This is a genomic window from Nocardia noduli, assembly GCF_019038455.1.
GTDB classification, from domain to species: domain Bacteria; phylum Actinomycetota; class Actinomycetes; order Mycobacteriales; family Mycobacteriaceae; genus Nocardia; species Nocardia noduli.
On sequence record NZ_JAFMPL010000020.1, the window covers coordinates 14,790 to 39,430 of the forward strand.

Sequence of the window (24,641 nt, forward strand, 5' to 3'; positions counted from 1 at the left end):
TCCGCCGGGTGTCGGTGAACTGCTTTATCCTGAGCGGACCATGACGCCGAGCTATCCGGCGTGGGAGGGGGAACACCAGTGGCGTATCCGCAATATCCGGGGGGCTACAACCCGTATCCCGGCGGTTATTCGATGCCCGCCGCGGCGCCGAACGGCGCGACCGCGATCATCGCCGGTGTGCTGGCGTGTCTCGGCGCGCTCTCGAATCTGGTCGGCGGGGGATTCAACGTCGCGTTCAGCGCCGCGGGCTTCGGCTCGGAACTGTCGGAATTCGATTCGACCGGATTACTCGGCAACGACAGCTACAGCACATTCGCCCTGGTGACCGGGATCGTCTCGATCGTCACGGCGGTGGTGCTCGGCGCCGGCGCGATCATGCTGTTCAACCGCAAGGCACTCGGGCGGACGCTCGTGGCGACGGCGTGCGCGGTCTTCATCGTGTCGCAGCTCGTCGGGGTGGTCGTCGTGCTCAGCCTGGTGTCCTCGACCGACGTCTCGCCGGTCAGCGGTGGTCTGAGCGGAATCTTCAGCATCGTCTTCCCGGCCGCGACCCTCGTCCTGGTTCTGGTGCCCGCGACATCGCGGTGGCTGGCCTACCGGCCATCGGAGGTCGGGCCGGGGTACGGCTATCCGCAGCAGGGTTACCCCCAGCCCGGATATCCGCAATCCGGCGACCAGCGGTTCGGCGGCCCGCAGCCGGGGTACCAGCAGCCCGGTTATCCGCAGCAGGCTCCCGGCGTTCCCGGTACGGGCATGCCGCTGGGTGGTCCCGCCTACCCCGCGCCGCCCTCGGTGCCGCAGACCGGTTACCCCCAGCAGGACCACGGCATTCCCGCACCCGGCGTGCCGCTCGGCGACCCGGCCTATTCCGCAACGCCTCCGGGGCAGCGACCCGACTCCGCCTACCCGCCGCCGCCCGTCCCGCTGACCAAATCCCAGGACGAAACGTGGAAACCACAGGGTGGATGGTGAGCGTTGCGATCGCGCTTCGACGAATTTCCGGCAGGATGGAATAGGTGACCCGTCTGCACCTGCCCAAGCCCAAGATGGTGGCCACCGATGTGGACGGCACCCTCATCGACCACGACGAGCGGGTCACCGCGCGCACGAAGGCCGCGGTGGCGGCCCTGATCGCCGACGGTGTGCCGTTCGTTCTCGCCACCGGCAGGCCGCCGCGCTGGATCGATCCGGTGGTGGACGGCCTCGGCTACGCGCCGCTGTGCGTCTGCGGCAACGGCGCGGTGATCTACGACAGCGCCACCGACAAAGTGCTGGCGAGCCGCACCCTCGACGTGCCGACACTGTCGTGGATCGCCGATCTCGCCGAGCGGGCGCTCCCCGGCTGCGGGCTCGCCGCCGAACGGGTCGGGGCCACCGCGCACGACGCGGTGACACCACAGTTCGTCAGCTCACCGGAATACGAACACGCCTGGCTGAACCCGGACGACACGGCGGTCGCGCGGCACGAGGTCATCGACGCGCCCGCGATCAAGATGCTCATCCGGTTGCCGGGGGCCCGCAGCGGGACCATGCTCGCGACCCTGGAACCGCTGGTCGGCGAACGCGCCGACATCACCTATTCCACCGACCACGGATTGATCGAACTGTCCGCGCCCGGCGTCACCAAGGCGTCGGGACTGTCCTCGGTCGCGCAGCGCCTCGGCGTCGAACATTCCGCGATCATCGCCTTCGGCGATATGCCCAACGATGTGCCGATGCTGCGTATGGCGGGGCACGGTGTCGCCATGGCGAACGCGCACGAGGAGGCCATCGCCGCGGCCGACGAGGTCGCCGCGGCGAATTCCGAGGACGGGGTCGCCCAGGTACTCGAACGCTGGTGGGTCTGAACCCGGTACACGAAGCGGCGGGTGCGCCCTTTCGAGGGCACACCCGCCGCTGCTGTTCGGTTCCGGTTCGGCGCTACGGGCCCGGCGCGGACGCCTCGGCCGGATCCCGTCGCATCTCCTGCTCGTAGGTGTCGTTGTAGGTCTTCAGCACCGTGGTGACGATCCCGGTGAGTTCGTTGAGGATCAGTGATCCGTTCTGGAAATCCGAGCGCAACCCGTCGGGCACCGGATAGCTGTTGGTCAGGGGGAGTCCGAGTGCGCCCCCGTCCCCGCCGAGTTGCAGGAAACGGTCGAGGATGGCGCCGAGCACCTCGAATACCCCGCCGTCGGCGGTCGTGTAGACGTAGCCGTTGGTGAATCGGGCGTACTGGCCGCCGTTGGCGGCGGGCATCGGCTCGGATTCGGCGTCACCGAGTGGACCGTCCGGACCGCCCCGCTCGGACCAGTGCCTGGCGATGACATTGTCATCGACCATGGTGAGCAGCCGGGCGGTCAGCGCGGCGAGTTCGGCGAGTTCGGCGGCGCTGCGCCGGGGAGTCGCACTGTCCTGCTGACGGGTGTCGCCGCCGCCCGCGGCGATATCGCGGATGCGATCCATCACGTCGTAGGCGGCGTCGCCCGGGCAGCTGGTGTTCCCGACATCGCGGTGCGCGAAAACCACGGGCAGTCGCACGGATTCGCCCTGCGCGTACGGGGTGAACTCGGTGCCCTCGGACCACATGGTGGTGGAACCCTTCGGGTCGAGGCCCGCCACCCTGGTCCGCCAACCGATGAAGTTCCCCACCGCCTCCAAGGCGATATTCGACGGTGTCTCGGATTCGTGGTTGCCCATCAGCGCGATACCCGCGGTGTTCTCGTTGAACCCGCCCGCGTGCGCGCCCTGCACCGGCCGGTCCAATCCGCCCGCGCGGCCCTCGAAGATCTGACCGTATTTGTCGACCATGGCGTTGTACCCGATGTCGCACCAGCCCAGCGTGCGCGCGTGATAGGTGTAGATCGCCCGGACGATGCCCGCCGATTCGGATTTGCCGTAGTCGTTGCGGCCCGCGGTGTGGTGGACGGTGACCCCGCCGAGTTGGTCGTCGTAGGTGGGTTCGTCGCACCGGATGGATTCGTCCGCGCCCCACTGCGCGCGGCTGATGATGTTCGGCCCGCCGCCCGGCAACGCCGAGGCGATGTCGTGCAGTGCGCCGTCGATCGCGCCGCGGCCCGGATCGATCAGCACCGCCGTCAATCCGGGGGCCAGCGCCGAGATGTCGGACCGCGGCGCGGCGGCGGGCACCGGCTGGACCGGATCGGCCAGCGGCAGCGAAGGCGGCGGCGGGGCCTTCGGCGCGGCGGCGGCGTCCTTACGGGTCACCAGGATCTGCACGGCGGTGGTGCTGCCGACATAGATCGGTTCGGTGCCCGCGGTCCGGTCGGCGGTGCCGCGATCGGTGCGCCTGGTGTCGACGGGTTCGGTCTCGTACCACGGCCCCCAGGTGCCGTTCGGCTGTCGCGCCCGCACCATGGCCTTGGTGTCCACCAGGTCCTGCGCGGTGAGCGCGACGACGCTGAACGGGGTGTCGCGCGAGAGTTCCTTGACCTGCGCCCCGACCTGATCGACCAGGTCGGCGGGGATCGCGCCCGGTGCCAATGCCGGTGTGTCGGGGGTGGTTCCGGGTTCGAGCTGGGTGGGATCGGCGGCGAATCGGATACTCCCGCCCGTCTGCCCCGGAGCCCGGGAGGGAACCGAAGGGCCGCCGTTGTTCAGTTGCGGCAGCGGGATCTCGTCCGGCAATTCCACGCCGGGCGGCAGCGGCAGCCCGTCGGGGACGGTGACCGACGGCGGTAACGGCAGCATCCGCAGATCGGACAGGTGCAGGTCGGGTAGGTCGAGTCCGGTGAGTTCGCGCACCGGAAGCGTGATGTCGGGTGCGGAGTTCATCACCACTTCGGCCATCCGGGCCGGTACCGCCGCCAGATCGCTGTTGTTCGCCGGTCGGTAACCGACCGAGTCGCTGAGCGTCAGTGCCGCCAGCGGAGCCGTGACCGCAAGGGTGGTGAGAACCGGGAGCACGTAGGAACGTTTCGGTTTGCGGTTCGGCACGAGCGTCTCCAATCGGATCGACCTGTGAACATGCGCACAATTTCCTACTTGATTCTTGATGTATCAACGACCACACTGGTTCACAAATCTCACATGTCTAAACCTCTTGTTTAGGATTTTGCGAATAGCTCGAATGTAGCTCTCGGGATGTGGATGGACGGCGCGACATGCCGAAAAGGCGTCGGGTCGATCCGAATACGGAAACCCGTGCGGGCGGTGCGTGGATTAATCGTCCCGCACCGGTATCGAGGAGCGAGAGGGAGCCGAAAGTGCAGCGCAGAATACATTTCGGGAACCGGATCAACGGTCGGCGAACGGTATTTACACTCCGGCGGATAGTTGTCGCGTGCGGTGCCGCGCTCCTCGCGGGAACGGCACTGGCGGGTTGGGACACGCCCGGCGACACGCCGAAAATCGAACTCGTCGAGTCGGGCCACGGACGGGGCATGAGCCAACTCGGCGCCTTCGACAGCGCGCGGCAGGGCTCGATGGCCGAACGCATACTCGCGCACTACTACCCGGGCGCCACCCTCGGCACGGTTCCGACGACCACGGTGGCCGTGCGGCTGATGGAACGAGACGACGCCGGACTCGACGTGTACGCCGCCGCCGGGCTCAGGGTCGCGGGCCGAGAACTGGAATCGGGCCAGGTCGCGCATATGACCGCACTGCCCGACGGCGGCGCGAATGTCGCGGTGACCGTCGGCTGCGACGGCGAGGTGCTCTGGCAGACGGCGACCAGGGACCCGTGGATCTACCCGATGGACCCCAGGCCGGGCCGCCCCGCCGCCGAACACCTCACGCTGTGCGGCGGACCTACCTATCGCGGCGCGCTCGGAGTCGCGAGCGAGGACGGCGCGGCCCGCACCGTCAACCGGGTCGACATCGAGGACTACCTGCTCGGCGTCGTACCCGCCGAGGTGCAGGCCAACTGGGCGGACAAGGGCGCCAACGAGGCCCTGCGAGCCCAGGCCATCGCGGCCCGGTCCTACGCGCTGGCCGAACAGCGTTACCCGTACGCCCAGACCTGCGACACCGCCGACTGCCAGGTCTATCCGGGCACCGCGAAGGAGGATCAGCGCGCGAGTACGGCGATCGCCACCACGGCGGGCACCGTCCTGCTGCGCGACGGACGGATCCTGCGCGCGGAATACTCCGCCGCTCCCGACGCCGGCGCGCCCGCCGATATCACCACCTTCGAGGTCGGCCCGGAACCCGCCGAACTCGCCGTCGGCAAACCGCCCACCGATCCGCGAGTCGACGCCACCGTTCCCGCGTCGGCCATCGAGCACGAATACGCCCGCATCGGCGGCGAATCCAGTGCGATCGGCGCTCCCCTCGGACCGGAGATGCGCCTGCCACAGAACGGCGGCACCTATCGCCTCTTCACCAACGGCGTCATCATCGCGACGCCGACGCTCGGTGCGCAGATTGTCGACTTCACGACGCTGATGCGCTTGGTGCCGGACCCGGCCGTGCCGCCCTCGGAGTCGACGCAGGACACGCCGCCGCAGGTGGATGCTGAGGCGCCGACGTCCGACGAACCGGTCGCGCGGTCGGAGCAGGTGCCGGATCCGGCGGTCGCGGAGGACCCGGCGGTCGCGGAGGACCCGGCGGTCGCGCTGGATCCGGCGGGAGATTTCGTACCGCAGGATGATTCGGTGCCGGGCGAGTAGTCCAGAACCGAAGGGAAGCCTCGGCGTCATCGGAACCGCTGTGGCGTAACGGCGTTCGTTCCACGACTGTGCTGCTGCTGCTGCTGCTGCTGCTGCTGCTGCCGCTGCTGCCGCTGCTGCTGCTGCTGCCGCTGCTGCCGCTGCTGCCGCTGCTGCCGCCGCTGCCGCCGCTGCCGCCGCTGCCGCCGCTGCCGCCGCTGCCGCCGCTGCCGCCGCTGCCGCTGCCGCTGCCGCCGCTGCTGCCGTTCCGCCGTGCTATTGCCGCCGCCGCTGCTGCCGCCGGGCCGCCGTTCCGCCGTGCTACTGCCGCTGCCGCTGCCGCTGCCGCTGCTACTGCCGCTGCCGCTGCCGCTGCCGCTGCCGCTACCGCTGCTGCTGCCGTCGCCGTGCTGCTGGCGCCCGTCTGCCTGCCCGCTCGTCCGCCCGTCCATCTGCCCGCCCGGCCGGTCGTCCGGCTGCCCGCCCGGGCGCGGCGAAAACCCCCGCTCGTCGGTGTTGACCTTGACGTAGCGTCAACTCGCAGACTGGTCGTACCGACGAGACAACGAGGAGAAGGTCATGGCAGCGGCGGCCAGCCCCGGTGAATGGTCCATCCAGGATCTGGCGAAGGCGGCAGGCACCACCAGCCGCGCGCTACGCCACTACGGGCAGCTCGGATTGTTGACGCCGAGCCGGATCGGCGTCAACGGATATCGCTACTACGACCAGGACTGCCTCGTGCGGTTGCAACGCATCCTGCTGTTGCGCGAACTCGGCCTCGGCCTTCCGGCCATCGCCGAAGTTCTCGCGGGACAACGGGATACGGCGACCGCGTTGCGCGCGCACCTGGGACTGCTCGAGCAGGAACAGGATCGGATCCGGCGGCGGATCGAGTCGGTGCGAACCACGTTGCACAAGACGGAAAGAGGTGAACGACTCGTGGCTGCCGAAGTTTTCGACGGTTTCGACCACACGCGGTACAAGGACGAGGTGATCGAGCGGTGGGGCGAGGACGCCTACGACAGCGGTGACCGCTGGTGGCGTTCGATGACCGATGCCGACAAACAGCGGTTCCAGCAGACCCACCTGGATATCGCCGCCGACTACGGCCGGGCCCACGCGGCCGGTCTCGGCCCCGACAGCGCCGAGGTCCAGGCCATCGTCGCCCGCCATCGGGAATGGATCGGGGTCGGCTGGCAGGGCCGAGCGGTGGAGAAGCAGGCGTTCGTCGGACTCGGTGAGATGTATGTCGCGGATCCGCGTTTCGGCCGGAACTACGACGTGCACGGCGCGGGCACCGTCGAATTCGTCCGCGACGCGATGACGATCTACGCCGAGGCCAACCTGTAGTACCCGGTCATCGAAAACCCGCATGTCCTCCGACATGCGGGTTTTCGTGTGACCGGCGTGGACTTCGGCGAGGGACAGAGCTATCGAGACGTCGGTCCCGCACCCGTCGCGCGCCGTGCGGACAGCCGCGGCCGAACGCGCTAACCCCGCGACAGCGCGGGCGATTGCGCATACTTTCTCAGTGGGGCGGGTGCGGGTGTGCCCGCGCAGGTGGAGGTTTCGTGATGTTGTACGAGAACCCGGGGGCGGCGCACGCGGGCCGGTCCATCGGTGCGGTCGCGACCCTGGCGGGGTCGCTCGCGCTGCTCGGCGCGGTGCTGAATCTGATCGGGGTCGGGCGGCTCGGACTCGATTTCCTGCACGACCCGGGCGATTTCGACAATTCGCTCGCCTACATCACCCTGTTAGGTGGTCTGCTGACCGCGGCGATGCTGACCTACGGCGCGATCCTGCTCTTCCGTCACGACGAGACCGGCCGTTTCACGGTGATCGTCACCTCCTGGGTGTGGGCGGCCATCGGCGTCGTCGGTCTCGCCCTCGCGCTGGTGGATTATTCGTTCGACTACGGCGTCGAGTGGTTCGCCGGAACCGGCCCTGTCGCCGAATCCCTGTTCGCGCTCACCGGCATCGTCGGCGCGGTCACGGCACTGCTGGCCGCCGACCCGATCGCCGCCCTGGTCGCGCTCGCCCCGCCGGTGCTCACCGCCCTCGCGGCGACGCCGAGGTACCCGTCCGACAGGGCCACGGGAGGTCCCGGGCCGCGTCGCGGGTCCGGGTAGCTCCACGGCGCTCGCGGCGGCGGCGCTGGCGATGGTCGCCGGGGTGCTGGTGCTGGCGGAGGCGGTCTTCCTGTTCGGTCGGGGCGCTGTGGCGGCGCGAGTACACGAACTCGGGGTTGTCCTCGATCATCCCCTCGGCGGGAGTGATCGCCGGAACGGTCGGCCTCGCCGGGGCGGTGCTGCTGTTGCTGGGCCGGGCGGCGGGGCGTTGGCTCGTGGTCGCGGCGTCGGTGGTGGAGCTCGCCTTCTTCGGCCTGTGGGCCGCGGCGGGAAGCTACCTGCCGATTCTGCCGATCGGCGTCGTCGCGACGACGTTCGCATTCGCGGTCTGCGGTCCGACTACGCGCTGGCTGGAGGCGGCGAAACAGGCCCGGCGTTCAGCCGCGTAGGGCTCGCATCAGTTCTTCCTCGGTGAGCGGGGCGACAGGCAACGGGTGCGCGGCGGGTGCGCGCAGGCCGTCGAGGACCAGGGCGAGGTGGCGTCGCCAGACCTCGGGTGCGATATCGGCGGTGGCCTCCACGATGCGGATATGCGCCCAGGAGATGAGGGCGATGTCCTCGAGCGCCCAGTCGGGGCGCAGTACGCCCGCCCGTTGCGCCCGGTCGACGATCTCGTGCATCAGGCCGTGCCCGTATTCCCGGGCGCGGGCGATGGCCTGGCTGGGGGCCGCGCGCAGGGCGAGTTCGCCGATGAGCCGGTCGCGCGCCTGGAGTTCGCAGACGTTCTCGACGAGGTAGACGAACGAATCCCAGGGGTCGGTGATCGCGAGTGCCGCCTCGGCGACGCGCCCGCCCGCTCCGATGCGGTCCTCGACGGCGGCGGCGACGAGTTCGTCGCGGGTGGGGAAGCGGTTGTACAGCGTGCCGATGGCGACGCCCGCCCGCGCGGCGATCTCCTTGAGCGGTGCGTCGAGACCGCGTTCGAGGAAGACCTCGCGCGCCGCCGCCACCAGCGCGTCGCGATTGCGGCGGGCGTCGACGCGCAGCGGTTTCTCCTCGGACATCCACCGATCCTACAAACGCCGAAATAACTTGAGCGTAGGTTCAAGTTGGGCTACCGTCGGAGCTAACTTGAACTATGACTCAACTTAGCGAGGTAGTGGAATGTCGAAGACGATCGCGATCTTCGGTTTCGGCCCGGGACTGGGACTCGGCACCGCACGCAGATTCGGCCGCGAGGGTTTCCGCGTCGCGGTGATCGGGCGGGACGCGGACCGGGCGCGAGCCCACGTGGCGACCCTGGAGCGGGAAGGGATCGGCGCCGACGCGTTCACCGCGGATCTGAGCGTGGAGACCGAACTCGGCCGGGCGGTCGATGAGGTCACCGCCCGATTCGGGCAGATCGACGTCGCCCTGCACGGTGCGGCGGCGGATATGTCGATCCGGTCGGCCTCGACCCTGAGCGTCGACGCCGAGGCGCTGCGAGCGCCGCTCGAACTCAAGCTCTACTCGCCGATCTGGATGGCGAGGGCACTCGCGCCCGCCATGATCGAACGCGGGGAGGGCGCGCTGCTGTTCTCCTCCGGGCTCTCGGAAAGCCATCTTCAGCCCTATCTCGCGAATGTCGGCGTGATCCTGGGCGCGCAGCGCCAATATGTCCGCCAGCTCGACGCCGAACTGCGCGGCACCGGCGTCTACGCGGGGCTGCTCAATATCGGCGCGCTGATCCAGGGCAGCCTGGCCCAGGTCGCCGTCGACGAGCATCCGGAACTCATCCCGCCCGGTCTCGAGATCACCCGCATCGGCAACGACGAATTGGGTGATCACTACTGGCGGCTGTATACCGAACGCGACAATGTGGAACTCGACGTCGGCTTCACGAACTGATCCATCCCACCTCGCGCGAATTCTCGGCGAAATCGAGGTGGACCGTGGATATCGGCCGGTGGCCGCGCCCGCTTCCGCACCCGGTCGGCGGGCCCGCTCCCGGCCGGGTGGTTTCGGATAAGGGAGCTACCGCGTCGCCGGGTACGGAACTCCCCCCGGGTGCGGCGCGGTCTTCCGATACGCTGGGCCACCGTGACCGCCGCATCGTCTCCGGGTACCTCCCTCGACTCCACCGCACCGTTCGATCTGATCATCGTCGGCTCGGGCTTCTTCGGGCTCACCATCGCCGAACGCGCCGCCAACCTACTCGGCAAACGTGTGCTCGTGCTGGACCGCCGCTACCACCTCGGCGGCAACGCCTATTCGGAGCCGGAACCTCGGACCGGAATCGAAGTGCACAAATACGGTGCGCATCTGTTCCACACCTCGAACAAGCGGGTCTGGGACTACGTCACGCAGTTCACCGAGTTCACCGGCTACCAGCATCGCGTTTTCGCCATGCACAAGGGCCAGTCGTATCAGTTCCCGATGGGCCTCGGTCTGGTCTCGCAGTTCTTCGGCCGCTATTTCACCCCGGACGAGGCGCGCGCGCTGATCGCCGAACAATCCGCCGAAATCGACACCAAGGACGCGCAGAATCTCGAGGAGAAGGCGGTCTCGCTGATCGGGCGCCCCCTCTACGAGGCCTTCGTCCGCGATTACACCGCCAAGCAGTGGCAGACCGATCCCAAGGAACTGCCCGCGGGCAATATCACCCGGCTTCCGGTCCGGTACACCTTCGACAACCGCTACTTCAACGACACCTACGAGGGTCTGCCCGCGCAGGGGTACACGAAGTGGCTGGAGAACATGGCGGCCTCCGAACTCATCGAGGTCAGGCTGAATGTCGACTGGTTCGACGTGCGCGAACAGGTGCGCGCCGAGAGCCCGGACGCCCCCGTCGTCTACACCGGCCCGCTGGATCGCTATTTCGACTACGCCGAGGGTGAGCTGGGCTGGCGCACCATCGATTTCGAGACCGAAGTACTCGAAACCGGTGATTTCCAGGGCACTTCGGTGATGAATTACAACGACGCCGACGTGCCCTACACCCGCATCATCGAACCGCGCCATTTCCATCCCGAGCGGGACTACCCGCAGGACAAAACGGTGATCATGCGCGAATTCTCCCGTTTCGCGCAGACCGGGGACGAACCGTACTACCCGATCAACACGCCGGAGGACCGCGCCAAACTGCTCGCCTACCGGGAGCGCGCGAAGAAGGAAACCGCTTCGGACAAGGTGCTTTTCGGCGGCAGGCTCGGCACCTACCAGTATCTCGATATGCATATGGCCATCGGTTCCGCGTTGAGCATGTTCGACAATGTGCTGCGACCGCATCTGGAATCCGACGCGCCCCTGGTCGACCAGGAAACCTAGACACAGCCCGGCTCCTCGCAGCCGACCGAGTGCGGGTCACCCGCACAGATGACGAAAGCAACGAATGACCTCCCCATCCATAGTGGAAGAGACGACCATCGAGACCCGTGCCACGTCGCTGCTCCAGCGGATCATCCTGCCTCGGCCGGGTGAACCGCTGGACGTGCGGACCCTCTACCTGGAGGAGTCGCCGACCAATGCCAGGCGCGCGCACGCGGGCACCAGGACCGAGTTGTCCATCGGCGCGGAATCCGAAGTCTCGTTCAGCACCTATTTCAACGCGTTGCCCGCCAGCTACTGGCGGCGCTGGAGCATCCTGAATTCGGTGGTCCTGCGGCTGGAACTGGCCGGACACGGTCGGGTCGACGTGTACCGCTCCAAGACCGACGGTTCGCGAATCCACGTGCAAGGCCGGGAATTCGCGGTCAGCTCGGGTTCGGATTCGGTGACCGTCGAGTTCGAGACCGATCTCGGCCCGTTCGAGGACGGCGGCTGGATCTGGTTCGACATCACCACCGACACGGCGGTCACGCTGCTGCACGGCGGCTGGTACTCCCCGGTCGAGGCGCCAGGCGAGGGCAGCATCGCGGTCGGCATGCCGACGTTCAACCGACCGACCGACCTGGTGAAAACCCTCGCGGCGCTCGGTTCCGATCCGCTGGTGCTGGAGAAGATCGCCGCCGTCATCGTCGCCGACCAGGGCAATCGCAAGGTCGTCGACGAGCCCGGCTTCACCGAGGCCGCCGCGGTGCTCGGCGACCGTCTCGCGATCAGGAATCAGCCCAACCTCGGCGGATCGGGCGGCTACAGCCGGGTCATGTACGAGGCGCTGAAAACCACCGACGCCCAGTACATCGTCTACATGGACGACGATATCGAGATCGAACCCGATTCGATCCTGCGCGCGCTCGCCTTCGCCCGGTTCGCGAAATCGCCGATGCTGGTCGGCGGGCAGATGCTCAACCTCCAGGAACGTTCGCATCTGCATTCCATGGGCGAGGTCGTCGACCGCGGCATCTTCATGTGGACCTCGGCGCCGAACGTCGAGTACGACCACGATTTCTCGAAGTACCCGCTCAAGGATCGCGACAACTCCAAACTGCTGCACCGGCGCATCGACGTCGATTTCAACGGCTGGTGGACCTGTGTGATCCCGCGTCAGGTGGCCGAGGAGATCGGTCAGCCGCTGCCGCTGTTCCTCAAATGGGACGACGTCGAATACGGTCTGCGGGCCCGCGACCACGGATATTCGACGGTCACCCTGCCCGGTGCCGCGGTCTGGCACATGGCGTGGAGCGATAAGGACGACGCCATCGACTGGCAGGCGTACTTCCACCTGCGCAACCGTCTCGTCGTCGGCTCGCTGCACATGCCGGGCAACGGCCGCGGCCTGGTGGTGAACACCATCAAGGCGACGCTCAAGCACCTGCTCTGCCTCGAGTATTCGACGGTCGCCATCCAGAACCTGGCGATCAAGGATTTCCTCGCCGGACCCGAACGTCTGTTCCAGCTGCTTCCGAGCGCCCTCGGCGCCGTGCACGAGATGCGCAAGCAGTTCCCGGACGCGGTGGTGCTGCCGTCGTCGACCGAGCTGCCGTTGGCCAGCCACCTCGAGGTCGGCGCCGTCGGCGAACCGGTGAATCCGGTCGCCAAGGTGGTGCGACTGCTCAAGGGCGTACTGCACAACGCGAAACCCGCGAACGAACGTCACCACGAGACGCCGCAGCTGAACGTGCCGACGCTCGACGCGCGCTGGTACCTGCTCTCGCAGGTCGACGGCGTGACCGTCACCACCGCGGACGGCCGCGGTGTCGTCTACCGCAAGCGTGACCCGCGCCAGGCCGTCGGCCTGTTCAAGGAGGCCATGCGGTTGCGCAAGGAACTCGCCGCGCGGTTCCCCGAGATGCAGCAGCGCTACCGCGCGGCCCATCCGGAGCTGACCAGCACGGCGGCCTGGGAGCGAGCGTTCGGCATCGACGGCACGGGGAGCGAGCAGCGGTGAGTCTCGGACCGAATACCTCCGCGGACGACGCCGCGGCGGTGGATCAGCCGCGGTACAGCACCAACGGGCACGGACCGCACGTCGCCGAGTCGGCGAACGCGGTGAAGCAACCGCCCGAGGTGAAGATCATCAACGCGGTGCAGGCCACGCTCGGCGCCAAGCCGGAGGTGGTGCGCGCAGCGCGCGGTATGTCGCATTTCGGGGAGCACGCGCTCGGCTGGATCGGCATCGCCGCGGTGGGCTGGCTCGTCGACAAGCCGCGGCGCAGACAGTGGGCCGGGGTCGCCGTGGGCGCCGTCGGCGCGCACGCCGCCTCGATCGTGATCAAACGAGTCGTCCGTCGTCCCCGCCCCAACGATCCGTCGGTGCAGGTCAACGTCTCGACACCGAGCAAACTGAGCTTTCCGTCCTCCCATGCCACCTCCACCACGGCAGCGGCGGTGTTGCTCGGAAAGCTGACCGGGCTACCCTTGCCTGCGGTGCTCGTACCACCGATGTTGCTTTCGCGGGTCGTGCTCGGCGTGCACTATCCCTCCGACGTGCTCGCCGGATCCGCGTTGGGTGCCGCGTCCGCCGCTGTCGTGCTAGCCGCCGAAAGAAGACTAGATAGTGACCGCACAAGATAAGGCCTTGGTTGACATGAGTGAAGAGCCGACCGGCGCCGACCTGGCCGAGTCCGTGGTGAAGGGCCCGCCCAAGACGTTGGCGGGCGGGCTGATCAAGGCCGTTCGGCCCCGTCAGTGGGTCAAGAACGTCCTGGTACTGGCCGCACCCCTCGCGGCCGGTCCCGATGTGCTCAGCGACGCGTCGGTGCTGTGGAACGTCGCGATCGCGTTCGTGGTGTTCTGCATGGCAGCTTCGGGCATCTACCTGGTCAACGACGCGCTGGACGTGGAGGCCGACCGGGCCCACCCGACCAAGCGTTTCCGTCCCATCGCCGCGGGCGTGGTGCCGATCAACCTGGCGTACGCCCTCTCGGTCGCGGTGCTCGTCGCCGCGCTCGCGCTGTCGTTCGTCGCGTCGTGGCAGCTGGCCGTGGTGATGGCGGTCTACATCGGCATCCAGCTGGCGTACTGCTTCGGACTCAAGCATCAGCCGGTCCTCGACATCTGCATCGTGTCGTCGGGCTTCCTGTTGCGCGCGGTGGCGGGCGGCGCGGCGGCGGGTATCGACCTGTCGCAGTGGTTCCTGCTCATCATGGCGTTCGGCTCGCTGTTCATGGCGGCGGGCAAACGCTTCGCCGAACTCCAGATCGCCATCGGCACCGGCGCCAAGATCCGCAAGTCGCTCGAGTACTACACACCCAGTTACCTGCGTTTCGTCTGGATCCTCGCGGCCACGGCCGTCGTGGTGTTCTACGGCCTGTGGGCGTTCGAACAGGGCGAGGCGAACGACACGAACTGGTACGCAATCTCGATGATTCCGTTTACCATCGCAATCCTGCGTTACGCGGTCGACGTCGATGGCGGCGAGGCCGGTGAACCCGAAGAGATCGCGCTGGGGGATCGCGTCCTCCAGTTCCTCGCAATCGCCTGGATCGGAGCGGTAGGTGTCGCTGTCTATCTCACCTGACGAAAAGCTGGTAGAGGGAGTGGAGCGAACGGACGACGACGCGGAGCAGCCGCCTGCCATGCAGCAGGTGGGCTCGGCGTCGCGTTTCGCCCTGCTATCCCGTGCCACCTTCGTCGGTGGGATCGTGCTCACCGTCGCGCTCTTCGCGATCGGCGGCTGGCAGCGGCGCTGGATCGCCGACGACGGCCTGATCGTGCTGCGCACCGTCCGCAATCTGATGGCGGGCAACGGCCCGGTCTTCAACGAGGGCGAGCGGGTCGAGACCAACACCAGCACCGCGTGGACCTACATCGTCTGGTTCTTCAGCTGGCTGACCGAACTCAGGCTCGAATACGTGGTGCTCGCCATCGCGTTGACGTTGTCGCTGGCCGCCGTCGTCTTCGCCATGCTCGGCTCGGCGCGCCTGTGGGGCGGCACCGGGTCGGCGCTGCTGCTGCCCGCGGGCGCGTTCGCCTACATCGCCGTGCCGCCCGCGCGGGATTACGTCACGTCGGGGCTGGAGAGCGGCCTCGTCATCTGCTGGCTCGGCCTGCTGTGGTGGCAGCTGATGCGCTGGGCCCAGGCCGACAAGGTCCGTGTCGGTGGCATGTTCGGCCTGGTCTTCCTCGCCGGTCTGGCACCGCTGATCCGGCCGGAGATGACCCTGGTCGGCGCGTTCGCCCTGCTGATGATCTTCCTCGCCCCGATGCCGGAATTCCGGTACGGCCCGATCGTGTTGCGCGCGCTCATCGTCGCTGCCGCCGGTCTGGTGCCGCTGGGATACCAGATCTGGCGGATGGGCTACTACGGCCTGCCCTATCCGAACACCGCGGTCGCCAAGGACGCGGGCGGGGCCAAATGGGGTCAGGGTCTGACCTACCTGTGGGATATGGTCGGCCCCTACTACCTGCTCGTGCCGCTGCTGGTGCTGCTGGTGGCCGGTATCGCCGCCGGTCGCTCGCGCGCGGCGTCCGAGAACACCGCCGACACCGCGCCGCGCCGTTCGATCCAGTGGGCGCGCCGATGGCTGCGCTCGCCGGGTGCCGTCGTCACGCTGGTGCTGGCGAGTGCCGTCATCCTGACGGTCTACGCGCTGCGCGTCGGCGGTGATTTCATGCACGGCCGCATGCTGCTGCCGCAGCTGTTCCTCTTCCTGCTCCCGGTCGCCGTCCTGCCGCTGAGGATGCCCGAACGGGGTCCGCGCCGCGTCGATGTGACCTTCGCCGTGCTCGCGATCGGCTGGCTGGCGACCGTCGGCTGGGCGCTTTTCGCGGCGAACACCACCGCGATCAAGACCGGCACCAAGATCAGCGCCTCCGGCATCGTCGACGAGCGGGTCTACTACGTGCTCAATACCGGGCACGATCATCCGATCCGGGCCGAGGACTACCTCGACTACCCGCGTATCCGCGCGATGGTCGACAATATCGCCGCCACCCCCGACGGCGGTCTGCTGCTGAATTCGCCCGCCTTCACCTTCTGGTACATCGCGCCGCCGCCGCAGCCGATCCCCGAGGGCGGCGCCGGACATACCGTCTACTTCCTGAATCTGGGCATGACCAGCATGAACGTCCCGCTGGACGTGCGGGTCATCGATCAGATGGGCCTGGCCTATCCGCTCGCCGCGCATACCGAGCGGCTGGAGGACGGCCGGATCGGGCACGACAAGAACCTGTACCCGGACTGGGTCGTCGTCGAGGCGGGCATGGTCGACAGGAAGCCGTGGATGCCCTGGTATCTCGACGAGGACTGGGTCATCCAGGCCAGGACCGCGCTCACCTGCCCGGACACCCAGGCGCTGATGATCTCCTACCAGGATCCGCTGACCTTCGAGCGGTTCCGCCACAACCTCAAGAACGCGCTGCATTTCGCGCAGTACCGGATCGATCGTGTGCCGAAGTACGAGATCCAGCGCTGCAATCTCGTGAACCCCGTTCCCGACCCGCCGCGCTGATCCCAGTGGCGGGCCGACGATTCACACAGGCATCACAAATGCTCTGCGAGCACTATGAGCCCAGTGGCCTCGTTGGCTATGCTCCACAAAAGTGGCGTACGCCGCTTCATCTCGGTTTGATAACGCGCCTGCATCGATGGCAGGTTAGTCTCGGTCGGGGTACGCCCGCCGGGGCGTCGGTAATTTCTGGGCAAACATCCGGCGGAGTCACCGTCGAACGCGGCCGAAATCCGGCCGAATGAAGGAGCGAACTAGATGCGAGGCGTTATCGGGCGTAGGGCGCAGGATGGTCGTCTGAAAGCTCGAAGTGCGGGCTGGCTCAAGCGGACGATGCTGTTGTCGATGGCGATCGTGCTGCCGCTCGGGGCGTCGGTGGCAGGTGGGGTTGGGACCGCTTCGGCGGCGTTCAACCCCGATGCCTTCGACTTCTGGGTGGATTCGAGCATGGGGCCGATCAAGTCGCGGATCTTCCGCGCGGCCGACGGCAATACCGGACGCGTGGTCTACGCGCTGGACGGTATGCGTGCCCGCGGCGATCTGAACGGGTGGGAGAACGACACCGAGGTCGCCCGTGAACTGACCAAATGGAATATCAACGTCGTCATGCCGGTCGGCGGACCGTCCAGCTTCTACGCGGACTGGAACGCGCCGAGTAATTTCTTCGGCATCCCGACCGGTTCGGGCCCGTCGGGGTCGTCGTCGGGTTCCGCGCTGACCGGATCGTCGGGCTGGCAGGAAACCCTCGGCAAGACGAACACCTACAAGTGGGAGACCTTCCTCACCCAGAATCTGCGCAGCGCGTTGCGTGATCGACTGGGCTTCAGTTCGGTGCGCAACGGCGTGTTCGGACTGTCGATGGGCGGCAGCGCGGCGCTGACACTGGCGGCCTATCACCCGGACCAGTTCACCTTCGCCGGTTCGTACTCCGGCTATCTGAACATCTCCGCGCCCGGCATGCGCGAGGCGCTGCGCGTCGCGATGATCAGCGCGGGCGGTTACAACATCGACGCGATGGCGCCGCCGTGGGGTCCGCAGTGGCTGCGGATGGATCCGTTCGTCTTCGCCCCGCAGCTCAAGGCCAACAACACCCGTCTGTGGGTCGCCGCGGGCAGCGGTATTCCGGCCGGTGGTGACGCGACCGATCCGCTCGGCATCGTGCAGGGCACCCCGCTCGAGGTGCTCGCCATGGCCAATACCCGTGCGTTCCAGATCCGGATGGCGAGCCTCGGCGCGAACAACGTGACCTACAGCTTCCCGCCGGTCGGTATCCACAACTGGAACAACTGGGCGTCCGAGGTCTACCGGATGATTCCGGACCTGTCTGCCAATATCGGCTGATCCGATCCGATCGACAGGGGCCGCCCGGCGCATCCGCGTCGGGCGGCCTCTTCGCGTCGGTGGCCCTTCTGCGACATCGGTCGACAACGAATGCGCTGCGGCGAGGCTCCGCTACTTGTGACTTGAATTACTTTCCAGCAACATGAAGGCGATCGTTCGCTGATCGATATAGGGAAAGTGATGCACCGAGGTCGGATTCGTCCGTTTCGCTGTGGATGGCCGGATTCGGTGCCCGATGAGGGGCCGGCGGAATAGCTTTCCGTTCGCTGTCGGCCGTCCGGATGAAAGGTCGAGTCGATGCGAAATGTCCGCTGGAAACGTAGGCCGGGAATCTCGAGGGCATGGTTCGGGCGCATGGCGTCGGGAGTGGCGCTTGCTGTGCTGATTCCGCTCGGCGTCACCGTGGTCGGCGACGGCGCGACGGCGTCCGGGGCCTTCGATCCCGCGGCTTTCGACTTCTGGGTCGATTCCGGGATGGGGCCGATCAAATCCAGGATCCTGCGCGCCGCGGACGGCAACACCAACCGGGTGGTCTACGTGCTCGACGGCCAGCGCGCCCCGGAAACCCTCAACGGGTGGGAGATCGAGACCAACGTCCCCGCGGTCCTGGCGAGCTGGAATATCAATGTCGTCATGCCCGTCGGCGGGATGTCGAGTTTCTACGCCGACTGGAACGCGCCGAGTTCCTTCTTCGGCGTCCCGCCCGGATCGGGTTCCTCCTTCTCCGGTTCCGGCGCGCTCAACGCGTTCGCGGCGGGGCCGGGCAAGAGCTACCGATACCAGTGGGAATCCTTCCTGACCGGCAACCTGCGCGAGGCGCTGCGCGACCGGCTCGGCTTCAGTTCGACCCGCAACGGGGTATTCGGCCTGTCGATGGGCGGAAGCGCCGCGCTGACATTGGCGGCCTACTACCCCCAGCAGTTCAGTTTCGCCGGTTCCTACTCCGGCTACCTGAACATCTCGGCCCCCGGCATGCGCGAGGCCATCCGCATCGCGATGCTCGACGCGGGCGGTTACAACGTGGATTCGATGGCGCCGCCGTGGGGTCCGCAGTGGCTGCGGATGGATCCGTTCGTGTTCGCGCCCAACCTGGTGCGCAACGGCACCCGGTTGTGGGTGGCCGCGGCGAGCGGACTGCCCAGCGCGACAGACGGGCCGAGTTTCGACACGCTCAACGGCATGGGGCTCGAGGCTCTCGCCCTCGCGAACACCCGCTCGTTCGAGCTCAGGATGGCGACACTGGGTGGCGGTAACGCCGTGTACGACTATCCGGCGTTCGGTATCCACAACTGGACCAATTGGCAGGCCGAGGCCTATCGGATGATCCCGGACCTCTCGGCCAATATCGGATAGCGCCCGCCATCGGGTGGTTGTCCGAGAAGTCGCCGGGAGCCCCTGTCCCGTGCGGCCGGTATTCCGCCGCGGCTGTTTGGCGTAGCCGCGGCAAATTTCTGGTTTCGATCACGATCCCGCATCGCGGGGCGTTTTCCCGGCTCTGCTCCGAATATCTGCCTATAGAAGTGCAGTGACGCCGATCGCGATGACCGGCGCCGCTGTCGGCATTGCTTGTGCAGGATGGTTGCGGTCAACGGTGACCGCGCGGCGAAAGGTCCGAATCGATGCGTTCTCGCATGATGTGCGGAAGAGTTGCCCTCAGACGTGCGGCCGCGGGGCTCGTCCTCGCTCTCGCGCTACCGTTCGGCGTCGCCGCGGTCGGTCTCGAAGCGACCGCGGGAGCGCGGATGAATCCCGCCGGAATGGATTTCTGGGTCGATTCGAGTATGGGACCGATCAAGTCGCGCATCTTCCGGGCCGCCGACGGCAACACCAGGCGCGTGGTCTACGCGCTCGACGGCCTGCGTGCCCGAAACGATCTCAGTGGCTGGGAGGTCGACACCGAGGTTTCGCGGGTGCTGACCGATTGGAACATCAATGTCGTCATGCCGGTCGGCGGGCAATCCAGCTTCTATTCCGACTGGGTTGCGCCGAGTAATACCAATGGTCAACGGACCACATATGCCTGGGAAACGTTCCTGACGCAGGACTTGCGCTGGGCGCTGCGCGACCGGCTCGGACTCAACCCCAATGGCAACGGCGTATTCGGGCTGTCGATGGGCGGCAGTGCCGCACTCGCGCTGGCCGCCTATCATCCGGAGCAATTCCGGTATGCGGGTTCGTATTCGGGATATCTGAATATCTCCGCCCCCGGTATGCGTGAGGGACTGCGGCTGGCGCTGCTCGACGCGGGCGGGTTCAATATCGACGCGATGTGGGGTCCGCCCTGGGATCCGCGCTGGCTGCGCAACGATCCGTTCATGTTCGCGCCACTGTTGCGGCAGAACGGAACTCGTCTGTGGATCGCGACCGGCAACGGCGTCAACGGCCCGCGCGATGTGATCAGGGCCCCGATGGACGTCTTCCACCTCGGTAATTCGATGGCGCTGGAGACGATCGCGCTGGCCAACACGCGCGCCTTCCAGGCCAGGGTCGACAGTATCGGCGGCCTGAATGCGGTATTCGACTACACGCCCGTCGGCGTACACGGTTGGCGCTACTGGGAAGACCAGGTTTACAAGATGCTTCCCGATTTGAGCGCGCACCTGGGTTGATGTTTTCCGTCCGCTCGGCCGCTGTTTTCGACTGCCCACCTGGGCCGAGTAACGAATCACGTCATCCGGGACGACATCACTGGATGAACGCGGTAGTGTCACCGGACCATCACAGATTGTGTTCGGGCGGATTTCGGCCAATCCAGACTTCTCGGCGGGCCTCGGCCTTGCCTAGGGTGTCCGGCGTCGAATATCCTCCTGCGAGCGCAAGTGTGACCAGATCGTTGTAGCGCTGCCATAGGTGCCGGCTGTCGGGGTCCGGCTCCGATATGGCGTGTGTCCGTTGGCAGCACGAGGTGTTGCCCGCTCCCTCGCGGGTGCTGGGCGACGCCACAACAGCAGAAAGAGAGCAGCATTCATGCGTTTCGGCAGGGCCGCCGCGCCGAAGATAGTCAAGCCGGGCAGGCGAGGCGAACCTCGCGGTTGGCGTAATCGAATTCTGGCTGTCGGTGCCGCTGCGTTGGCGCTACCGATCGCCGCGGGAGTGGCGGCCCCGACCGCCGCGAATGCCGCTCCCATCGCAGCGCCGGTGCTGCGCGCGCCTGCGGGTGGCCAAGAAGAGCTCATGGTCCCCTCGGCCATGGGACCGGTCAAGGTCCAGGTCCAGTGGGCAGCCCGCGGCGGTAGCGCCGCGCTGTACCTGCTCGACGGCCTGCGCGCTCGCGACGACAAGAACGCCTGGTCGTTCGAGACGAACGCGCAGCAGCAGTTCGGCAACGACAACATCACCCTGGTGATGCCGGTCGGTGGCCAGTCGAGCTTCTACACCGACTGGGTCTCCCCGAGCAACACCAACGGTCAGAAGACCACCTACAAGTGGGAGACCTTCCTCACCAGGGAACTCCCCAACTTCCTGGCGAACTACGGCGTCTCGAAGACCAACAACGCCGTCGCCGGTCTGTCCATGGGCGGCAGTGCCGCACTGGCGCTGGCCGCGTACCACCGCGATCAGTTCAAGCACGCCTCCTCGTTCTCGGGCTACCTGAACATCTCCGCGCCGGGTATGCGCGAGGCCATCCGCATCGCGATGCTCGACGCGGGTCGCTTCAACGTCGACTCGATGGCGGCGCCGTGGAGCCCCGCGTGGCTGCGCATGGATCCGTTCGTCTTCGCGCCGCAGCTGAAGGGTCTGCCGATGTACATCTCGGCGGCCAGCGGTCTGCCGGGGCAGTTCGATCGTCCGGCGTCGGCGGTCGGTGCGTTCAACACCGGCAACGCGATGGCGCTGGAAGCCCTCTCGCTGGTCAATACCCGCGCGTTCCAGGTTCGCCTGAGTTCGCTCGGTATCCCGGCGTTCTTCGACTTCCCGGCCTCGGGTACGCACTCGTGGAAGTACTGGGAAGGCCAGCTCTTCAACGCTCGCAAGGGAATCCTGGACGCCACCGGCGGCTGGTGACCCACAAGCGACACCGAAACGGCGTCACCTCCTCGTTCGCGAGGATGGTGGCGCCGTTTCATGTTCCAGACCCGAGGTGAGATGTCACGACGACGATCGTCGTCGTGACCGCCCGGATAGCGGGATAGATGCTGTATGTCGGAAATAGAATCGCTCCTATCCGGCAAATCGGGTATTACAGCACGTGAAGACGCCGCATAACGGCTGGAACAGGATTAGCTCGACATCCGCGCGTCGTCACCGGAACCCGTCGCCCACCGGGGTACAAAGCACTGGTGGCCGGGAAGAGGTGTGGCAGCGCAGGGACAGGGCGTCGACGCGGCGGACGCGCCGCCCGCCGTGGGCTGGCGCTGTTCGCCGCCGCGCTGGTCCTCCCGTTCGCGGCGTCGGTCACCCACCCCGCGCCCGCTGTCGCGCAACCGGCGACCGCGCCGGCCGAGGCGTCGGTGCAGAAGGTGGTGTGGCTGGGTGACCGCCGGGTGGCGCTGTGGGTGTACTCGCCGTCGATGGCGACCCCGGTCCAGGTGCAGTTGCTGCTCGCCAGGGATTGGAACAGCCGCCCCGATGCCAGGTTCCCGGTCCTGTTCATGCTCGACGGTCTGCGCGCCACCGACGACGAGAGCGGTTGGACCAAAGAGGCGGGCGCGCAGGATTTCTACGCCGACAAGAACGTCACCGTCGTGCTGCCGGTCGGCGGCCAGTCCAGTTTCTATTCCGACTGGTTGCAGCCGAACAACGGCAAGAACTACATGTGGGAGACCTTCCTGACCAAGGAACTCCCGCCGCTGCTCGAGAGTCAATGGCGGGCCACCGAGGCGCGGGGTATGGAAGGGCTGTCGATGGGCGGCACCGCCGCGATGTTCCTCGCGGGCCGCAACCCCGAATTCGTCCGCTACGCCGCCTCCTACTCCGGTTTCCTCACCACGACCACCCTCGGCATGCCGCAGGCCATCCAGTTCGCCATGCGCGACGCGGGCGGATTCGATTCCGCCTCCATGTGGGGTCCACCGACCAGCCCCGAATGGGAAGGCCACGATCCGTACGCGCTGGCCGACAAACTGAAGGGCGTCAGCCTCTACATCTCCAGCGGCAGCGGCACGGTCGGCGCCTACGACCAAGGGGCGGATATCCCCGGTGTCAGCACGAACTACGCCGGGATGGGTCTGGAGATCCTGTCCAGACTGACCTCGCAGAACTTCGTCACGAAACTGGCGAAACTGTCCATCCCGGCCCAGATCAACTACCGGCAGTCCGGCACGCACACGTGGCCGTACTGGGATTTCGAGATGCGCCAGTCCTGGCCGACCGCCGCGGCGGCATTGGGCGTCGAGCCGGGTAAACCGACCTGCGCCGCGGGCGGCGCGATCGCCGCGACGCTGGTGGACAACGGGTGGCTCGGTGAATGCCTCACCGGCGAGTACCCGGTCGAAGGCGGTCTCGCGCAGGACTTCCTGCACGGTCGCGTCTTCTACGCCCCGGCGACCGGCGCGTATCCGGTGGGCGGCCTGATCGGCGGCGGCTACCAGGCGGCACAGGGCCCCGACGGCGCGCTCGGTCTGCCGACCGGCGTCGAATCCGGACTCCCCGACGGCCGCGGTCGATTCCAGCCGTTCCAGCACGGCTCGCTGTACTGGACACCGCAGACCGGCGCCCAGGTGGTGCGCGACGCGATCCTGGCGGAGTGGGGCAGGCAGGGGTTCGAACGCGGCCCTGCGGGCTATCCCTCCGCCCCGGAGGTGCCGACGCCGCGCAAGGACGGTGTCGTCCAGGCTTTCGAGGGCGGGCCCTTCTACTACAGCCCGCGCACCGGAGTGCATCGCGTTCAGGGTTTGATCCTCGGCAAGTACGCCGAACTCGGCTACGAGAACAGCGCGCTCGGTTTCCCGGTGGCCGAGGAAGCGCCGCTGAAGGATTTCGGTGTCCACGCCCGATTCGAGGGCGGCAATATCTACTGGAGCCCGCTGTCGGGCGCCTGGCCGGTGCGATCGGGTCCGGTGATGGAAGCGTGGAAAGCCGCCGGTTACGAGAACGGGAAATTGGGTTATCCCATCAGTGATGAGTTCCAGATCCCCGGTGGCATCCAGCAGAACTTCCAGGCCGGATTCGTCACCGTTCGCGACGGCAGGCCGGAAGTCAACGGCCTGTAGTTCGCACCGCTCTGTTCACATCGCAGACGTAGCGCCGAGGGCGCCGCGAATCGGACACCGCTACCCTGGGGGCGACCGCGTCCCCCTGTGAACAGATCGAGGATACGAATTCATGCATCGGACCCGTGGAAAGGTAGTCGGCGTCGCCCTCGCGATCGCCGCCACCGGCCTGCTCGCCGCGTGTGGCGATAACGACTCGACCGCGTCCAGCACGCCGACGCTGACGAAGTCGAGCACCTCGGCCGCCGCGTCGAGCGCCGCGACATCCTCGGCTCCGGGGGAGAGCGCCCAGCCGCAGACCCCAGCGCCCGCGCCTGAAACCGCGGCCCCGGCGCCCGCGCCCGAGACCGCGACGGTGGCGCCCGAGCGTCCGCAGCCGGTGCCGACCAACGAGGTGCCGCAGGACACGTCGGGGCTCAGCGACAAGGATCGCAAATTCCTCGACTCCCTGAAGGCCCAGGGCATCGCCCCGGCCAGCCCCGATATCGCGCTGAGCATCGCCACCTATGTCTGCCAGGGCGTCGCCGCAGGCGCCTCCGAAGCCGATCTGTCGACCTTCGTCACGGCGATGGCCGGATCCGATCCGTCGTTCGATCCATCGAAGATGCCGGTCGAGACGGCGGGCAAGATCTACATCGACACCGCTGAGCAGACGTACTGCCAGTGAACGCGCGTCGC

21 protein-coding genes are annotated in these 24,641 nt (G+C 67.3%); 19 read left to right on the forward strand and 2 right to left on the reverse strand.

Annotation, left to right across the window (positions count from 1 at the left end):
• The first annotated feature begins 78 nt into the window (after window positions 1-78).
• Window positions 79-972 carry a hypothetical protein gene (locus JZ792_RS14420; RefSeq protein WP_216910950.1) on the forward strand — a complete coding sequence of 298 codons (894 nt, stop codon included), beginning with the start codon at window positions 79-81 and terminating at the stop codon, window positions 970-972.
• A 74-nt stretch (window positions 973-1,046) separates the two neighbouring features.
• The gene (locus JZ792_RS14425) at window positions 1,047-1,847 is read left to right on the forward strand and encodes an HAD family hydrolase (RefSeq protein WP_216911012.1); all 801 of its coding nucleotides are present in this window, start codon (window positions 1,047-1,049) and stop codon (window positions 1,845-1,847) included.
• Between the two features lie 73 nt (window positions 1,848-1,920).
• Here JZ792_RS14425 and JZ792_RS14430 read toward each other — a convergent pair whose 3' ends face one another.
• Window positions 1,921-3,936, reverse strand: a complete 2,016-nt coding sequence (locus JZ792_RS14430; RefSeq protein ID WP_216910960.1) for an N-acetylmuramoyl-L-alanine amidase — start codon at window positions 3,934-3,936, stop codon at window positions 1,921-1,923.
• Window positions 3,937-4,382: 446 nt separating this feature from the next.
• On the opposite strand from JZ792_RS14430, the gene JZ792_RS14435 reads away from it, so the two are divergent.
• From JZ792_RS14435 to JZ792_RS14455, 5 genes are all read left to right on the forward strand, one after another.
• Entirely contained in the window at window positions 4,383-5,612 is a 1,230-nt protein-coding gene (locus JZ792_RS14435; protein WP_254189819.1) for a SpoIID/LytB domain-containing protein, read from the forward strand.
• A 68-nt stretch (window positions 5,613-5,680) separates the two neighbouring features.
• On the forward strand, window positions 5,681-6,196 hold the full coding sequence (locus JZ792_RS14440; protein WP_216910962.1) for a hypothetical protein: 516 nt from the start codon (window positions 5,681-5,683) through the stop codon (window positions 6,194-6,196).
• Entirely contained in the window at window positions 6,171-6,941 is a 771-nt protein-coding gene (locus JZ792_RS14445; protein WP_216910964.1) for a MerR family transcriptional regulator, read from the forward strand. The genes JZ792_RS14440 and JZ792_RS14445 overlap by 26 nt, the downstream gene beginning before the upstream one ends.
• Window positions 6,942-7,165: 224 nt before the next feature.
• A complete protein-coding gene (locus JZ792_RS14450) occupies window positions 7,166-7,720 on the forward strand; it encodes a hypothetical protein (RefSeq protein ID WP_216910966.1) in 555 nt (184 codons plus the stop codon).
• A 116-nt stretch (window positions 7,721-7,836) separates the two neighbouring features.
• Window positions 7,837-8,109, forward strand: coding sequence for a hypothetical protein (locus tag JZ792_RS14455; RefSeq protein ID WP_216910969.1), 273 nt, complete (start codon window positions 7,837-7,839; stop codon window positions 8,107-8,109).
• Here JZ792_RS14455 and JZ792_RS14460 read toward each other — a convergent pair.
• Window positions 8,098-8,724, reverse strand: coding sequence for a TetR/AcrR family transcriptional regulator (locus JZ792_RS14460; RefSeq protein WP_216910971.1), 627 nt, complete (start codon window positions 8,722-8,724; stop codon window positions 8,098-8,100). The genes JZ792_RS14455 and JZ792_RS14460 overlap by 12 nt on opposite strands.
• A gap of 100 nt (window positions 8,725-8,824) precedes the next feature.
• Here JZ792_RS14460 and JZ792_RS14465 point away from each other — a divergent pair, with 100 nt between their 5' ends.
• The 12 genes from JZ792_RS14465 to JZ792_RS14520 all read left to right on the forward strand — a co-directional run bounded on the left by JZ792_RS14465 (window position 8,825) and on the right by JZ792_RS14520 (window position 24,630).
• Window positions 8,825-9,547, forward strand: a complete 723-nt coding sequence (locus JZ792_RS14465) for an SDR family NAD(P)-dependent oxidoreductase (RefSeq protein ID WP_216910973.1) — start codon at window positions 8,825-8,827, stop codon at window positions 9,545-9,547.
• A gap of 192 nt (window positions 9,548-9,739) precedes the next feature.
• Complete coding sequence (glf, locus tag JZ792_RS14470; protein ID WP_216910975.1) at window positions 9,740-10,966, forward strand: UDP-galactopyranose mutase; 1,227 nt, start codon at window positions 9,740-9,742, stop codon at window positions 10,964-10,966.
• Between the two features lie 64 nt (window positions 10,967-11,030).
• Window positions 11,031-12,968 (forward strand): glycosyltransferase, encoded by a 1,938-nt coding sequence (locus JZ792_RS14475; RefSeq protein WP_254189820.1) that lies wholly within the window; start codon window positions 11,031-11,033, stop codon window positions 12,966-12,968.
• 119 nt (window positions 12,969-13,087) lie between these two features.
• Complete coding sequence (locus tag JZ792_RS14480; protein ID WP_109523219.1) at window positions 13,088-13,594, forward strand: phosphatase PAP2 family protein; 507 nt, start codon at window positions 13,088-13,090, stop codon at window positions 13,592-13,594.
• Window positions 13,595-13,607: 13 nt separating this feature from the next.
• Window positions 13,608-14,540: a decaprenyl-phosphate phosphoribosyltransferase gene (locus tag JZ792_RS14485; protein ID WP_216910977.1), complete on the forward strand. Its 933-nt coding sequence runs from the start codon at window positions 13,608-13,610 to the stop codon at window positions 14,538-14,540.
• A gap of 58 nt (window positions 14,541-14,598) precedes the next feature.
• Window positions 14,599-16,473 (forward strand): arabinofuranosyltransferase AftB family protein, encoded by a 1,875-nt coding sequence (locus JZ792_RS14490; protein ID WP_216911016.1) that lies wholly within the window; start codon window positions 14,599-14,601, stop codon window positions 16,471-16,473.
• A 255-nt stretch (window positions 16,474-16,728) separates the two neighbouring features.
• Window positions 16,729-17,811, forward strand: a complete 1,083-nt coding sequence (locus tag JZ792_RS14495; RefSeq protein ID WP_254189821.1) for an alpha/beta hydrolase — start codon at window positions 16,729-16,731, stop codon at window positions 17,809-17,811.
• A 297-nt stretch (window positions 17,812-18,108) separates the two neighbouring features.
• The gene (locus JZ792_RS14500; RefSeq protein ID WP_216910979.1) at window positions 18,109-19,164 is read left to right on the forward strand and encodes an alpha/beta hydrolase; all 1,056 of its coding nucleotides are present in this window, start codon (window positions 18,109-18,111) and stop codon (window positions 19,162-19,164) included.
• A 266-nt stretch (window positions 19,165-19,430) separates the two neighbouring features.
• Window positions 19,431-20,420, forward strand: a complete 990-nt coding sequence (locus JZ792_RS14505) for an alpha/beta hydrolase (RefSeq protein ID WP_254189823.1) — start codon at window positions 19,431-19,433, stop codon at window positions 20,418-20,420.
• A 358-nt stretch (window positions 20,421-20,778) separates the two neighbouring features.
• Window positions 20,779-21,816: an alpha/beta hydrolase gene (locus tag JZ792_RS14510; protein ID WP_216910980.1), complete on the forward strand. Its 1,038-nt coding sequence runs from the start codon at window positions 20,779-20,781 to the stop codon at window positions 21,814-21,816.
• Between the two features lie 275 nt (window positions 21,817-22,091).
• Complete coding sequence (locus tag JZ792_RS14515) at window positions 22,092-23,963, forward strand: alpha/beta hydrolase-fold protein (protein WP_438804332.1); 1,872 nt, start codon at window positions 22,092-22,094, stop codon at window positions 23,961-23,963.
• A gap of 112 nt (window positions 23,964-24,075) precedes the next feature.
• On the forward strand, window positions 24,076-24,630 hold the full coding sequence (locus JZ792_RS14520; protein WP_216910981.1) for a DUF732 domain-containing protein: 555 nt from the start codon (window positions 24,076-24,078) through the stop codon (window positions 24,628-24,630).
• Window positions 24,631-24,641: the final 11 nt, after the last annotated feature.